Source organism: Paenibacillus sp. V4I5, assembly GCF_030817255.1.
GTDB lineage: Bacteria > Bacillota > Bacilli > Paenibacillales > NBRC-103111 > Paenibacillus_E.
The window spans coordinates 104,839-117,848 of sequence record NZ_JAUSZB010000001.1 but is presented as its reverse complement, the minus strand read 5'-3'; the positions used below and the strand labels follow the sequence as shown (position 1 = coordinate 117,848).

General features: G+C 40.7%; 15 protein-coding genes. 3 read left to right on the top strand and 12 right to left on the bottom strand.

Annotated features, from left to right (window positions below; all coding sequences use genetic code 11):
- Nucleotides 1-20 precede the first annotated feature (20 nt).
- Entirely contained in the window at nucleotides 21-569 is a 549-nt protein-coding gene (locus QFZ78_RS00575; protein ID WP_307544903.1) for a VanZ family protein, read from the bottom strand.
- A 498-nt stretch (nucleotides 570-1,067) separates the two neighbouring features.
- Between QFZ78_RS00575 and QFZ78_RS00570 the strand changes: the two genes are divergently transcribed.
- The gene (locus QFZ78_RS00570; RefSeq protein WP_307544447.1) at nucleotides 1,068-2,072 is read left to right on the top strand and encodes a hypothetical protein; all 1,005 of its coding nucleotides are present in this window, start codon (nucleotides 1,068-1,070) and stop codon (nucleotides 2,070-2,072) included.
- 63 nt (nucleotides 2,073-2,135) lie between these two features.
- On the opposite strand, the gene QFZ78_RS00565 is transcribed toward QFZ78_RS00570, so the two are convergent.
- The 6 genes from QFZ78_RS00565 to QFZ78_RS00545 all read right to left on the bottom strand — a co-directional run bounded on the left by QFZ78_RS00565 (nucleotide 2,136) and on the right by QFZ78_RS00545 (nucleotide 5,714).
- On the bottom strand, nucleotides 2,136-2,441 hold the full coding sequence (locus tag QFZ78_RS00565; protein WP_307544445.1) for a hypothetical protein: 306 nt from the start codon (nucleotides 2,439-2,441) through the stop codon (nucleotides 2,136-2,138).
- A gap of 42 nt (nucleotides 2,442-2,483) precedes the next feature.
- Entirely contained in the window at nucleotides 2,484-3,488 is a 1,005-nt protein-coding gene (locus tag QFZ78_RS00560; protein ID WP_307544443.1) for a GNAT family N-acetyltransferase, read from the bottom strand.
- Nucleotides 3,489-3,886: 398 nt separating this feature from the next.
- Nucleotides 3,887-4,186 carry a metallophosphoesterase gene (locus QFZ78_RS38330; protein WP_373460990.1) on the bottom strand — a complete coding sequence of 100 codons (300 nt, stop codon included), beginning with the start codon at nucleotides 4,184-4,186 and terminating at the stop codon, nucleotides 3,887-3,889.
- A 270-nt stretch (nucleotides 4,187-4,456) separates the two neighbouring features.
- Nucleotides 4,457-4,603, bottom strand: a complete 147-nt coding sequence (locus QFZ78_RS00555; protein ID WP_307544441.1) for a hypothetical protein — start codon at nucleotides 4,601-4,603, stop codon at nucleotides 4,457-4,459.
- A gap of 337 nt (nucleotides 4,604-4,940) precedes the next feature.
- Nucleotides 4,941-5,141, bottom strand: coding sequence for a hypothetical protein (locus QFZ78_RS00550; RefSeq protein ID WP_307544439.1), 201 nt, complete (start codon nucleotides 5,139-5,141; stop codon nucleotides 4,941-4,943).
- Between the two features lie 45 nt (nucleotides 5,142-5,186).
- A complete protein-coding gene (locus tag QFZ78_RS00545) occupies nucleotides 5,187-5,714 on the bottom strand; it encodes a hypothetical protein (RefSeq protein WP_307544437.1) in 528 nt (175 codons plus the stop codon).
- A gap of 353 nt (nucleotides 5,715-6,067) precedes the next feature.
- Between QFZ78_RS00545 and QFZ78_RS00540 the strand changes: the two genes are divergently transcribed.
- Complete coding sequence (locus QFZ78_RS00540; protein WP_307544436.1) at nucleotides 6,068-7,108, top strand: leucine-rich repeat domain-containing protein; 1,041 nt, start codon at nucleotides 6,068-6,070, stop codon at nucleotides 7,106-7,108.
- A 257-nt stretch (nucleotides 7,109-7,365) separates the two neighbouring features.
- Here the strand turns inward: QFZ78_RS00540 and QFZ78_RS00535 are convergent, their stop codons facing one another.
- Nucleotides 7,366-7,644 (bottom strand): hypothetical protein, encoded by a 279-nt coding sequence (locus QFZ78_RS00535; protein WP_171640638.1) that lies wholly within the window; start codon nucleotides 7,642-7,644, stop codon nucleotides 7,366-7,368.
- A 259-nt stretch (nucleotides 7,645-7,903) separates the two neighbouring features.
- On the opposite strand from QFZ78_RS00535, the gene QFZ78_RS00530 reads away from it, so the two are divergent.
- Nucleotides 7,904-8,932, top strand: a complete 1,029-nt coding sequence (locus QFZ78_RS00530; protein ID WP_307544433.1) for a tachylectin-related carbohydrate-binding protein — start codon at nucleotides 7,904-7,906, stop codon at nucleotides 8,930-8,932.
- Between the two features lie 313 nt (nucleotides 8,933-9,245).
- On the opposite strand, the gene QFZ78_RS00525 is transcribed toward QFZ78_RS00530, so the two are convergent.
- The 4 genes from QFZ78_RS00525 to QFZ78_RS00510 all read right to left on the bottom strand — a co-directional run bounded on the left by QFZ78_RS00525 (nucleotide 9,246) and on the right by QFZ78_RS00510 (nucleotide 12,985).
- Nucleotides 9,246-9,731: a hypothetical protein gene (locus QFZ78_RS00525; protein ID WP_307544432.1), complete on the bottom strand. Its 486-nt coding sequence runs from the start codon at nucleotides 9,729-9,731 to the stop codon at nucleotides 9,246-9,248.
- A 352-nt stretch (nucleotides 9,732-10,083) separates the two neighbouring features.
- Nucleotides 10,084-11,805 carry a sigma-E factor regulatory protein RseB domain-containing protein gene (locus QFZ78_RS00520; RefSeq protein ID WP_307544430.1) on the bottom strand — a complete coding sequence of 574 codons (1,722 nt, stop codon included), beginning with the start codon at nucleotides 11,803-11,805 and terminating at the stop codon, nucleotides 10,084-10,086.
- Nucleotides 11,792-12,304: an RNA polymerase sigma factor gene (locus tag QFZ78_RS00515; RefSeq protein WP_307544902.1), complete on the bottom strand. Its 513-nt coding sequence runs from the start codon at nucleotides 12,302-12,304 to the stop codon at nucleotides 11,792-11,794. The genes QFZ78_RS00520 and QFZ78_RS00515 overlap by 14 nt, the downstream gene beginning before the upstream one ends.
- 261 nt (nucleotides 12,305-12,565) lie before the next feature.
- Entirely contained in the window at nucleotides 12,566-12,985 is a 420-nt protein-coding gene (locus tag QFZ78_RS00510; RefSeq protein WP_307544428.1) for a hypothetical protein, read from the bottom strand.
- Between the last annotated feature and the right edge of the window lie 25 nt (nucleotides 12,986-13,010).

Here is a 13,010-nt window from a genome sequence, read left to right as displayed (position 1 = left end):
TTATTCAACTAACGTTTCCGTTAGCGTAACGAGTTCATTTCTTTTCCGTTGTGACGGTTTTGTAAGGATTGGATAAATCTACTTGATAACGCAATGAATAAATAGCCAATAGTGCCGCCTAAAGTAGTTAATATGAGATCATCAATATCAAACTCGCGACTTCTTACAAAACCTAAGTATCCGAGTATAAGCTGGGAACTTTCTATGGTGAGGCTTACGAGAAAGACGGTGAGAATAGACTTCGAAATTCGTTTAGATTTGAATAACAACAGTAAATAAACTCCAAACGGTGCCAACATTATCAAATTATAAAACGATAACTTTACGGAATTCCAAAAGAACCAATCAAACCCATTATTTCGATAAATATTTATCCAGTCACCGATAAAATAAAATGGGATTAGTTGCATCAAAACTGGTGCGGAATCATTCTGAGGAGGAAATATAATACCTCCCGTTGTCACTTGAACTACATTTAGTAAGTAAAAAATAAAACTATAAAAAATTACTCTACTAATAATGCTCTGGGTTTTATTTCTAATGAAATCAATAAGAACATACAGAATCAAGAATAATGACCCTATTGTGACAGCATTATAAATTGAATACAATCTTATTCACCTTGTTCCTACAAAATTATATGATGTGCAGATATATCCACTTATAAAAATACCATTTCCCCCTCATGTTTCCAACATACTTTTGAACTAACCTGCCCGTTAGCGTAACGAGGGCTACCACGCGGCAGCCCTTTCGGTGTTCAACTATCGTGATTACATTTAAATCCAATTACGCTAAGGCAAACAGATTTCGACACTCTCGTTTCGACTGCATTTGCAATTATATGAAACTAGAATGAAATTAATAGAATTGAAGCCTAGAAAAAATGTCGTTGGGCTTAAAAGTTAAGAAGACTTTTATGTGGATCCAATCGTGGAATCTGAAAATGAGTTTGCAGAGCATAAGCAGGCAGGAACCTAACGTTGTTTATTGCATCGACCACTCGTTCTAGAGGTGGGAATTACCGAAATGTTTGTAGAAAATCTAAGTAATGAGGTGACGACCGTATGATAAACGGAGAATTCGAACTGGTTTACAGTCCGAAGCAGGTACATGAACATCTTAGAGTAAGCGACTCGAGCTTACGTAAATATGCTATGGCTCTCGAAGCGAGAGGGCACAATTTTCGCAAAGAGGAAAGCGGCAACCGGATCTTCACTCAAAATGACATAGAATTATTTGAAATCTTACGACAGCGCCTGGATGCAGGTCAAAGCATGAAGACTGCCGCAAGCTCAACCATGAACCATGTTCGCAAGAACGCCCCAAGAACGCTAGCCGTTCCTGTACCAGACCCTACGGTATCAGAGCGTTCTTCAGACGCTATTAAACAGCAGTTTGAGGAGCGTTTTTCGGTAATGCTTGAAGACCGCATTAATATCTCGATTAAACCTCTTTTAGCAGGTATTTCCGATCTAACAGATCTCGTATTGGATCTGGCAAATCAAAATAAGCAGCTGCTAAGCCAAAATCAGGAGCTGAAAACGATGCTTCCGGCTTTGCGCGATACGGAGGAAGAGGAGCGCCGGCAGCGAGTGATAGTGGAAGAGATGAAGACCCTACATGAAGAGCAGAAGAAACTCGAGCTTCAGCATTATGATGGACTAAAACGGCAGAACGAGGAGTTACAAAAACTCATTCCACTACCACCGGATCATGAGGAAGAACAGGGTCGGCAGAAAAAATTGGTGGAAGAAATGAGGATCTTACATGAAGAACGTTATGATGAGATAAAGCGGCAAAACAAGGAGCTGCAGAAGCTCATTCCGCCTGCACCAGATCTTGAAGAAGAGCGCCGTAAAAGAACCAATGAATATCTCACGATTCGTAGAATCAACCTTGCCCTCGAAAAGGAAGCCTACGACCATTGGAGTCGGAAGCCGGAACCGGAACGAATAAGAAAGATTGGATTGTTCAAGAAAGAAGAGGATGTGCAAAAACGCAATCAGTTCATTAAAACATACATAGATGAATATTTTGAAGAACGATTACTCAGAGAATTCGCGCTATAAGAATGCTCGTTTTCCTACAATCGCGCTGCTTTATGCCCAGACTAACTAGCCGCCCGATCGTGTCTAGTTCTTCGCAAGGTATTTCGCAATATCGGCGCGGTTATCCTTGTCATTCTGTGGTGCGGTTTCTGATACGCCCCAAAAGTCGATTCCCTTCGGCTTGTCGCCGTCTTTAAGGAATCCCCAATAATCAATATCATGTAAAATGTGGTGCATGTAAAGCAACGCTTGTACGTCGCGTTTTTCGTGTGCAATCTTCGTAAGTTCGGAAAGGTTCTTCATATCACGATTTTTTTTGGTTAGGGAGTCCTTTTTTTTATCAGTTTCAGCTTCATTCTGCGCAAGAACCTTCGCTACCGGCTGAGGCATATAAAAAGACCGCTTCAACTCTGAAGTGGTCCTTCATCTCGATTATTTTGTATTCGAATCCCGCAGCGAAACGACCAGCCGGTATGATCCGCGGAGCGGCTCATAGCCAAGCCGCCGATTAATGGACAGGATCGGTGTATTCGTTGAATCGTTGTCGGTCCGAATGTATGCGGCCCTCCTCGCGGCAGCCAGCTCGATCGCTTTGACCTTGAGCGCTAATCCGATGTTACGGCGGCGATAGTCGCGGCTGACTCCTGTATATTCATGATACATGCCGTTGGTCTGCGTATTATGAAGTACGTTGGACACGCCCACATATCGATCCCCGGCAGCGGCGATCAACACCTGCTCGGGCGCGTAACCGTTCGCCATTAGGTACCATTTGCGCCATTCGGCGATCGCGGGAATCTCGCCAGTGTAGCCCGGAATGTCGATCAGCGTTTCTTTGTAAAGCTCGTACAGCTTGGGCTCTCCCTCATCTGCGCCTTCCTCGGCGAGTGTCGTGAACCGGATACCCTCGCGCCCCAGACGCTCGGAAACATCCGCGCCGTAGACGGTCGCAGCATCGAGTCCTTCCAACGGGAGCACGGATTGAAACGCATGACGCTCGATAACAAACCCGCGATTGCGGGCAAAATGCAGCGCTACCGCATCATCGTCCCATACTTCGGTTACGATCTTACACGTGCCAAGCGTATGAGCCCAGTCCATGGCATGCTGAAACAACAGCCTGCCGACGCCCTGCTTGCGGAACGTCTGATCGACGACCATCGTATGGTTCAAATTCCCCGGCTCGGTCCAGGGCGCTCGCCATATCCACAAGTAACCGACGATTTCATCGTGCTCCGTGACGGCAACCTGCCTAAGCCGGTCGTATCCGCAAAGAAGTCCATTCTCATCCGCGAACGTATGCCCGACAGTATACAGCTTACCGTCGTCTTCCTCCAGCCTTCCAGCATCTGTTGGCTCCGACCAATAGGTATTCACCAATTTCGCGATCGCTTCATAATCGTCCGGCAGACGAAGTGGCCTTAATGTAATCGACATGCACATCCCCCTATTTCATCTAATCCTTCTCTTTACTAGGATGACATAAGGGGGAAGGAATTAAAAGGTAAAATTCAGCTATATTGGTATTGGCACAAGCCGAACAGTCGAACAGTATCTACAAGTTGTTTTGTTGATTTAAATAGTTGTAGGTTTGGGAAATCGGACTTTATAAATTTCACCCCAATATTTAGATGCCATTATTGTCCCATGGAACTCACTATTAGCTGGTTAATAATAGATGTGTTGCTCAACTAATCTGCCATTTAGCTCAATCGTTGCCCCTTTCCAGCTTACGTTTTAAATTCATCTAATTTAACCTGTTGTTGAGAAAGGTTTTCAGTTACGCATAACAATACAAGTTCTTGTCATCATTCGGCAAACGATATATGTTCTTGTCATTGGCTTTTGACAAGAACATATATCGTTAAAACAAAAAAAGCCGCAACTATGCGACTTTTAAGCTTAAATGTTCTTGTCACCCGACACTTAATTAATAAATGTAGTCCATACTTCCTTAATAGATTAATAATAGCATTTACATTCTTTTGCTGGTAATCATGGTTTCCAAGGACACAATAAATAGGTACATTGCTAATAGTCATAGCTCTTAGATATTTTTCTAGCTTACTAAGACTTGTTCGGCGCTTGGTAAAATCACCTGTAACAAATATAAGATTTGGCTTTTCATCATTGATAATAGCTGCTATTTTTGTGGGGCTTATTCTTAGTCATTCTACATGCAAATCACTAATCTGTAGGATTTTCAAATTTAAATCAGAGGATATTTAATCCGCTCTATTTTTAGCCATTTTGTAGGTAAGATGAAACTTATATAAAATAAGAGTATTAGAATCACTATGGATAAATAAATCACTTCACCATTCTCCTCATATAGAAGATTCATTTTGTTGAAATAATATTTATTCTAGATTAATCTGGAATATCCCTTCCCATTTAATCTTTATTTACACTTCTGGTCTTCCTACAGCCTTATGCAAAGCATTAGCAACGTCATTTGTGTAATCCTGAATCTGTTTGTTGCCCTCGCACCTAAGACAATAATCACCTAGCACATCTAAGATATAATTAGTTACATTATCATCAAGTTTCATATCATGTTCCCCACTTCGTTACTTAAAGAAAGACACCCATTTGGGTGCCTGTAAAATCGATTAATTATTTCATCATGTCGGCTATTAACCATACCCAACCAATCAACGATACCCATAAAGGAATAGATAATGAGGTACTCCAGAACAATCCGATAACTAAACTTCCATCCTTATTCATTTGGCATCAACTCCCGAATAAGATGTCGTCCATTTCTATATTCTGGATGCTTAGTATCATTATATGAAAGCGCTTCAAATTATGCAATATAATTGTTTGTTTATTTACATTTTTGATTTTTCGTTTAAATGTTCACCTTCAATTAGTCTCATAAAAATCCTACGCTTTTTTGCGTCTGCGTTCATCAATAAGAATCTTAAGAAGGATCAGGTCTTTGTAAACCATAGACTTATCTCTAACAGACTGTACCCATTTCCAGTCAGTAATAATTCCATCATTGTAAGCCAATCCAAGGTATTCATTCAGATCGTCCCAAGCCAGCAGCCGCCGTAGTAGCTGAACTGCTCCTTGTTTGTTCAACTATCATGTCCCGTTAGAGCTTAATTTGTTAAATTCCTTCTGTGATTAATTTCCAAATTTTTCTTTCCATTGCTCTGACCAATCCTTAAAGCTAATAGAATGAACTCCTTCCAATGTTTTTCCATCTAATGACCATACGCCACCATACATTTGTTGGTCGATATGCGGATAGGAGTGTCCACCCACTGCTTGGTTATCTACGATATAAACCCAAACATTTGTCTTTCCCTTTGATTTGATGATATTCTCCGACTTTGTACTTGTTGATTTCCAGTTATCTAACGGATGGTTCGTCACCGTCAACTTTTGTACTTTAACTTCTTTACTAAGATACTTGCTGGGGTATTCGCTTTGTAAACCCCAGTAATGTGAATATGGTAAACTCATTAATTTTTCTTTTGTTAAAGTGTAGGTCTCGCTAATACCTTCATCTAAAATCACCTTATATCCTTTGCCTTGCAAATAATCTTTTGCGACAGTATCGCTTTCATTAGATTTATTAACACTTTGCGAGTTTGAACACCCCACTAAACAGACTAAAATTACTGTTAAAATTAATACAAATTTCTTCATCAACTTTCCCCCATTAGTTTCGATTGGTTCTCTATTAGGGACGAAAAACTAGTTTGAAATGTTTCTAACCCTGCATGCTCCCTTTTATGGAAAAAATTCTTCTGATTGATTCTGCCCGTTACTTAAATAGAAAGAGGAGCTGCCACATAGCAAACTCCTCTACTATCGTTTCCGTTAGTTGAGCGACGTTATTAGTACTTGTCAGTTTCAGATAAGGGGTATACACTTCTAAGCGATAATGGGGTGAATTTGAGCGGTACAATAACATGCGTATTCCAGCATATGGTATAATCAATTGCAATTTACGTTCATTTATACTATGTTTCCTGATACTTAAACACAAGAGGTGCCACATGTTCACTCAAATTTCTAAAGATAGAGTTGATATTCATAATTCGTTAAATCAAGAAGAAGTACAATCTCTGGCAGCTGATAACTCTTTAAAAGTTGTTCAATTCTCTAATGAAGTTGACCCTGCAACTTTCCGATTACTTAATGATTTATTATTTTCCGTCAGAAATGATATTTGTCTTCGTGCATATGGATTTTACAGCTCTACTTGCGATTTAAGCTTTGTTTCTTCTTTAACAAATCTCAAGCGATTTTCAGCAGACTGTTTAATGGACGCAAAAGGTATGCATAATTTAGTCCATTTGAGAAATTTGAAGGAGTTAGAGATTGGTATATATAAACTTGAAAACTTCGACTTTCTAAATGGAGTTCCAGACACTTTAGAACGGTTAGTTCTAGGAGCAACAAAATCAAAGAAACCCGACTTAGTTCCTTTATCAAGGTTTACAATGCTAAGGAAAATCTATATAGAAGGACAACATAAAAATATAGATGTTCTCAGTGGCCTAACAAATTTGGAAGATGTAACATTGAGGTCGATAACAACACCAGATTTGAATTACTTAGTCCCGTTAAAGAAGATGTGGTCCTTGGATATAAAGCTCGGGGGGATTAATAATTTTTCAGCAATAGAAGGTTTAACGAATATTAAATATCTTGAACTGTGGCAGATTAGAGGGTTATCAGATGTTGGGTTTATTTCCACACTGAACGGTTTACAAAACCTCTTTTTACAATCTTTACCTAACATTGAACAGTTGCCTTCGTTCGATAACTTAAAAAACTTGAGGAACATATCTCTGGAAAATATGAAAGGTCTTAAAGATGTTAGCAACTTAGAATCAGCACCTGCATTAGAGGAATTCATCCATTTATTTGCAAACAACATGCAACCAGAAGATTATATTGATGTCTTGAAAAAAACTTCTCTTAAACGAATATCATGCGTATTTGGAAGCGATAAAAAAAATAATAGGTTTGATGAAATAAAAAAAGAATTTAATAAAGTTTCATCTGAATGGTCAAAGTTTATTTATAAATAATTCCTACAGAATAAGAGCTTGGGAAAGTAACCCAAAGCTAACTTTGAACTGCATATCCACTGGCAATCCATCACTCTCTACTGCCCGTTACTTGAATGAACAAAAAGAGGAGCTGCCGCGAGGTGAGCTCCTTCACTATCAGTTTCCGTTAAGTTGAACAGGCATTAAACCTTATTAACCCTCTTACCCCAAAAACTCAAACTTCCTCCCCCCCCACTGTTGTCTGTCGGCATTGGACCGCAGTGTGTTCGTAAAAATCATGGTCCAGTTCCATCCGCAATCACACGATAACCTAACCTATTCTTCTTCACCCAAATATAAGATCGGGATACATCACCTACATAGTACAATTTCGCTCCCCCAAAAGAAGTACTTCCCGTCCCTTTAACTTGAGCACTGAAAACCTTAATCGGATGGAGAGAGAAGAATAAATGCTTCCTAACCGCTAATTCCGCCGTTGGAGTGGGAAAGAAAAACAAATAAATCACTAACAATGTCGTGATAGATATAACCCAATTCTGCTTTCTCTTCGACATCGACATTGTATCATCCTCTCGTACATTATTATCTTGGTTTTAAAGGCTGTGCAAAGGTCTGCACGAGGCCCTATTGATATTGAACTATTGTTCTGTGTTAGTTCAACGCAAGGGGAGAAAACTATCTCGCTGAAGAGGGTGAACCTTTTACTTAGCTGTTTCAGAAAAAGGATATTCGCTCTCGTGAATCGACATTCTTTCCAAATTAATTCTGATATGCTATTACAAAAGCGATCAATGCATAGAAGGAGTGATATATATGCCAGCACGTCTTGTCCAAGTCACATTACGCAACAGATCGAGCTTTCCCCTTCGCTGGATCACAGACGGACACGAATATGGCACCTGGCAGGATCCATGGTTGCCGTCAAACCTGAAGGATCTTCAGCCCGGGAAAGAGGGCACTTGGAGGTCAGAGTCAGACACATTCATGCAGGGCACCAAGGCTTGGGCAGATTTCCTGGTGGACATCCCCCCGGATGGCAATGTCGGGGTCCGCAGCGAGAAGATCCACCTCTGGTGTTCGCGGCCATACTACGGGGATTTCAGGGCTGACTCAGAGGAGACGCGGTCGAACGTGACGCAACCGTTTCGCACCTACACCGTCAAGGTTGCCGTGGGAAACATGGGGTCCCACGAGAATCTCATCGCCGAGTCGCTAACGACCGGTATCGTCGCTGGAACCCCTTTCATCGGCTCGCCCTTCTTTCCACTGCTTTTTCGAAGTGCGGCCGACCACGTGTGGGTGGAGTTCGAGGTACGCGACGTTGGCACCTCATCAACACATCCTTTGAGGGTGCAAGCGCTGGGTGTCATCTACGCCCTCATGGACAACGGCGACCTGCTTTGGTATCGCCACGATGGTCGGGGCGACGGCAGCTTCACTTGGGCGGCCAATGAGGGCAAGAAGGTCGGCAACGGGTGGAAAGCCAAACAGGTGTTCTCCGGCGGCGACGGTGTCATCTACGCTCTCATGGACAACGGCGACCTGCTTTGGTATCGCCACGACGGTCGGTTCGATGGTAGCTTTGCATGGGCGGCCAATGAGGGCAAGAAGGTCGGCAACGGGTGGAAAGCCAAACAGGTGTTCTCCGGCGGCGACGGTGTCATCTACGCTCTCATGGACAACGGCGACCTGCTTTGGTATCGCCACGACGGTCGGTTCGATGGCAGCTTTGCATGGGCGGCCAATGAGGGCGTGAAGGTCGGCAACGGGTGGAAAGCCAAACAGGTGTTCTCCGGCGGCGACGGTGTCATCTACGCCCTCATGGACAACTTGATCCCATAAAATGAAAAATCCGCTATTTTATGCGACCTTTAATGAGATCAAGTTCTTGTCACCGGGCAATATACGAATGGATCAAGATGTATCACGACGAAGTAAGAATTGTGATATTGAAAATCTTCTGGAGGCCCCTGCACGTTACCGAGATTAGTAATAGCTACAATTGCGAAATATACGATCATCTGTACAGACAAGGATAAAATTATCCCGGCAACCACACTTTTCCTATTCATTCAAATCTTTTCCTTTCCTCTAAAAACCTGCAGGACTTTCTTTGTTTGGATTGATGCGTTAGCTTAATAAAGGGAAGCATTGATTAGTTATTTTCTATAAATTTTTCTGCTTCGTACCCATCGACAGGGAAATCTTCAACTGTAATCGCATTATAATAAAACTCACCAATTGAACAATTTAGATTTATAAAAATGTCTCTTGGATTAACGGATTCATCTTCCCATAAATCATCATGGAATACATACCCTACTTTTAGGTTTTCTAAATCCAACACAATGAAATCACCGTTTAAACCCCAGCCAATTATAAGCAGCTTTTCAGCAATACACCTTTGATTTTGCTCATATAAATTTTCATCAGGCATTTCATTGACTTGATAAAAGGATACATGTTTGAATCTTATAGCTCGTTCAAAAGAAAAACGATTTAAAAATCCTGTTATACCATTAGGAATCTTATAGTCAGCTAAAAAGGAAATCGTCTTATTCGATAATTTTTCCTTTAACAGTTCCCCATTAGAATTAATCAGGCTTAGTACCTTTTCAAAAAGGTCAAAGTCTTTATCCATCTTTATTCCTCCGAAAACTTTTATAATAAAGTATATCAATAAAAACAATTGTTTTCGTTAATCTGCCCGTTAACTAAGCGAATGGCTGCCATGACACGGCAGCCATTCTGCTATTTAGCTATAGTTTCCGTTAGCGTAACAACTGCACAAATTTCAGTCTTTTTGTTCAGATGATTAAACATTTCAGTTTACCAGACAACACACCTTAGCAGCCTTAATGAATTTGAATTACCGTTTCCAATTCAGACGTCATCAAAGGAGCATCAGTAATAATAGGCAAATTGATATCAAAAAGCTTTGTATCTCAAAACCCAGCCTCTTTTTCTTGTACCTTACCCATGGATCACTCTTATTATGATCCAGAAGGAACAAAATGGTGAAGGAGATCTTTCATTTGTTGATCACTAATCTTCCCTTGAAGATGGATCTCGTAATATTGGTTACCTTGCTGCCCGACATAAATACTGTCGCCATCTTTATTTTTGGTTACATAACGCTTCCAGTGGAGTCCGTTTAGTTCAAACTCTTCCTGGATATTTAATGATGCTTGGAATGAATCTTGTCTGAAAACCGAGTTCCCCTTGAATTTTCCTTGTTGTTTAATCTCTTCGCTATACTCGGAAACCTCAACGATGCCCTGGATTGCTAACTGATTGTTCTGCTCTTTATAGTCAGCTTCAGGTAGCCTATAAGTCAAATACGTTCCAAACCATAAGGTATCAGACGTTCCTTCTTTCACATAAGATGCGCCAATTAACGTTACCTGTTTATCATTTCCTTTGAACTCATACAGATCTGGATCGACCTTTCTAATATTTTCGATTACCGCAGTAACTTCTTCAGGGTCGTTCTTAGCACCCATTAACTTCGATTTATCAACTTGTTCTACTGGATTATCACGCATTACAACCTGATATTCATAAACGGCATCCTTCGGATCGACCCGTCTAGAGCTTTTGTTCACCTTAATAACCATTTTTACTTTGGTATCGACTCCTTTAAGAGCAAACATACCTGAATCCGGTACAAATTCATTTGTATCTCCTTCTTTTTTGATGGACCAATCACCGATCCGCATCACCTTACCGATTTGCTTTCCAATCATCTCCGCTTTGACAGTTTCACCCGTTTTCATGTAATAATATCCGTTGTGGACCACATACCCTCCACCAGTATCGGATTTCCATCCGGACGGCACATCCATTGAGAATTTGCTTCGATCGACGCCTTTATTAATCTGAATGGAAATCACCTCCAAGCTATGAACCACTTCATTTTTCTCATTGGTCCCGATTACTTTTAACAATACACCCGTCTCTGAGTCCACCCACATTTTAAAATGGTTGGCACCGAAATTTTTGGGAAGATCTTCGTTTGGTTTGCCCTCGATAATAGTAGCATCCCTTTCCAAATATTTTTCCTGCCCGGTTTTGATTCCATCCGTCAACATAAATGCATAGTTTTCAGGGAAGGTAACCAACGCTGATGCCGCTGTAGCAGGATCAGGACGGTGAATGTAATTCATAGTTCCATTTTCGTTTCTATAAATACGGGGTCCTTTCACTGGTTCCGAAGTTGGGTTCACATGTTTTCGAAATGTCTTGGACTGATGATTTAAATTAAGGACATTGACTCCATCGGAAATTATCTCAACAACTTGCCCGTTGTTTTCAGTCATTTTGGTATAACTACCGGGAGAATCGCCTTCGGCGACTTCAAATTCGACCGTTTGATTGCCTATTTTGTATGTACCCTTAATGTCTTTATAGTTATCGATCGCGTTCAACATTCGATCATGAATGGTTTCATAATTCGGGATGGTACTTTTATAGGCAGTTGCAGAAGTTTGATTAAATGAATCCGGCAAAATAAAGCCTTTTTGACCTGCAAAAATGATCAATGCTGCGAACGTTGCGCATGCGCCAATCCCATAAATCCACCTCATACCTGATCTCTTCGATTCCGGTGATACTGCCTTATGTTTGATGCTCGCCGCTAAATGATCTGTGAAGGTACGCTTTTTAAAAGGTTCGCCCTGCAGCTTTTTATACCAATCCGGTTTAGACTCTCTCATAGGCGATCTCCTCCTCTAGCATGGCAGAAATTTTGGCACGTGCCCGGAACAAGCGTGATTTGATAGTTCCTACCGACACGTCTAGCAGTTTGGCAATCTCCATCACGCTGAGTTCGTATTTAGCATCCAGAATCAATACTTCCCGGAATTTAGCCGGCAATTTAAGTACCATTTTCCAGATTCCATTAGCAATTTCTTGATCTAGAAAGGTGTGTTCCGCTGACGGCTGAATTTCCTTCCTCTCAATGAAATCAAGTAACGTAACTTTACGGAAAAAAGCAGCATTTAGGTAGTTGTAACTAATGTTACGTGTAATTTTCAGCAGCCATGTCTTGACGGTCGCCTCTCCTCGGTATGAAGTGATATTGCGGTACACGTTCAGGAATACATCTTGTGTGATGTCATCCGTCATTTCATAATTTTTGACTAAAAAGTATGCATAATTCCACACATCCTGTCCGTACTGTTTCATTAGCTCATCCAATGTAAAAATATTCATTTGAGATATATATCGCAGATGTTCATTAACCAATAATTATCACCTCTATTAAATAGACAAAACAAAGAGCCCTCAGGTTCCAATTGAATGCACTATAAAACTAAACCTATTCTATAACCAACTATAACTGGCTTTTTAATATTATATAAGATTTATTTAATAACCCAACTGCAGATTACTGCTGTTTGCAACAAGGCTACCAATCGAGCTGGCAGCCTTGCATGGTTGAGCTATTGTTCCTCGTTAGTTGAACTTCGTATTTCAATCTAATTTAGGCTTTATTGTTCTTTCAGGCAACCATGTAAGCATTTCGTCAATCATATTCTTTGATACTTCGGTATTGTCCCATTTATCCATTTCAGTGCTGTTTTTCCTTATGATATAAGGGGTAAACACTTTCTGCCTTCTCCAATTCGTTATATATTTGGACTCCATTATGGTAGATATGAATTTGTTGTTATCCTGAGCTCTTCCAATCACTCTAATCCTTTCATATCCGTCGCCCCATATATAAGGAGAACAATACACTTTTGTTTCAGGCTTAAACTGTTTGGTTCCATTGAACTCAATTTCTTTATTTCCTTCTAGATAAACGCCTTCACTTAAAACATTACCGACTAAGCACCAAATATAGTCTTTATCAGTAAATAAATCATGAGTTTTGCTATCTGCGTTCTCCATCTCTTTCCACCCCAACCACTTGTTC

Excerpts from the sequence above, each read along its gene's own strand:
- QFZ78_RS00515 (WP_307544902.1), bottom strand. The coding sequence starts at position 12,304 with ATGAATATTTTTACATTGGATGAGCTAATGAAACAGTACGGACAGGAT.
- QFZ78_RS00520 (WP_307544430.1), bottom strand. The coding sequence starts at position 11,805 with ATGAGAGAGTCTAAACCGGATTGGTATAAAAAGCTGCAGGGCGAACCT.
- QFZ78_RS00510 (WP_307544428.1), bottom strand. The coding sequence starts at position 12,985 with ATGGAGAACGCAGATAGCAAAACTCATGATTTATTTACTGATAAAGAC.
- QFZ78_RS00570 (WP_307544447.1), top strand. The coding sequence starts at position 1,068 with ATGATAAACGGAGAATTCGAACTGGTTTACAGTCCGAAGCAGGTACAT.
- QFZ78_RS00560 (WP_307544443.1), bottom strand. The coding sequence starts at position 3,488 with ATGTCGATTACATTAAGGCCACTTCGTCTGCCGGACGATTATGAAGCG.
- QFZ78_RS00565 (WP_307544445.1), bottom strand. The coding sequence starts at position 2,441 with ATGCCTCAGCCGGTAGCGAAGGTTCTTGCGCAGAATGAAGCTGAAACT.
- QFZ78_RS00555 (WP_307544441.1), bottom strand. The coding sequence starts at position 4,603 with ATGAAACTTGATGATAATGTAACTAATTATATCTTAGATGTGCTAGGT.
- QFZ78_RS00530 (WP_307544433.1), top strand. The coding sequence starts at position 7,904 with ATGCCAGCACGTCTTGTCCAAGTCACATTACGCAACAGATCGAGCTTT.
- QFZ78_RS00540 (WP_307544436.1), top strand. The coding sequence starts at position 6,068 with ATGTTCACTCAAATTTCTAAAGATAGAGTTGATATTCATAATTCGTTA.
- QFZ78_RS00535 (WP_171640638.1), bottom strand. The coding sequence starts at position 7,644 with ATGTCGAAGAGAAAGCAGAATTGGGTTATATCTATCACGACATTGTTA.
- QFZ78_RS00525 (WP_307544432.1), bottom strand. The coding sequence starts at position 9,731 with ATGGATAAAGACTTTGACCTTTTTGAAAAGGTACTAAGCCTGATTAAT.
- QFZ78_RS00545 (WP_307544437.1), bottom strand. The coding sequence starts at position 5,714 with ATGAAGAAATTTGTATTAATTTTAACAGTAATTTTAGTCTGTTTAGTG.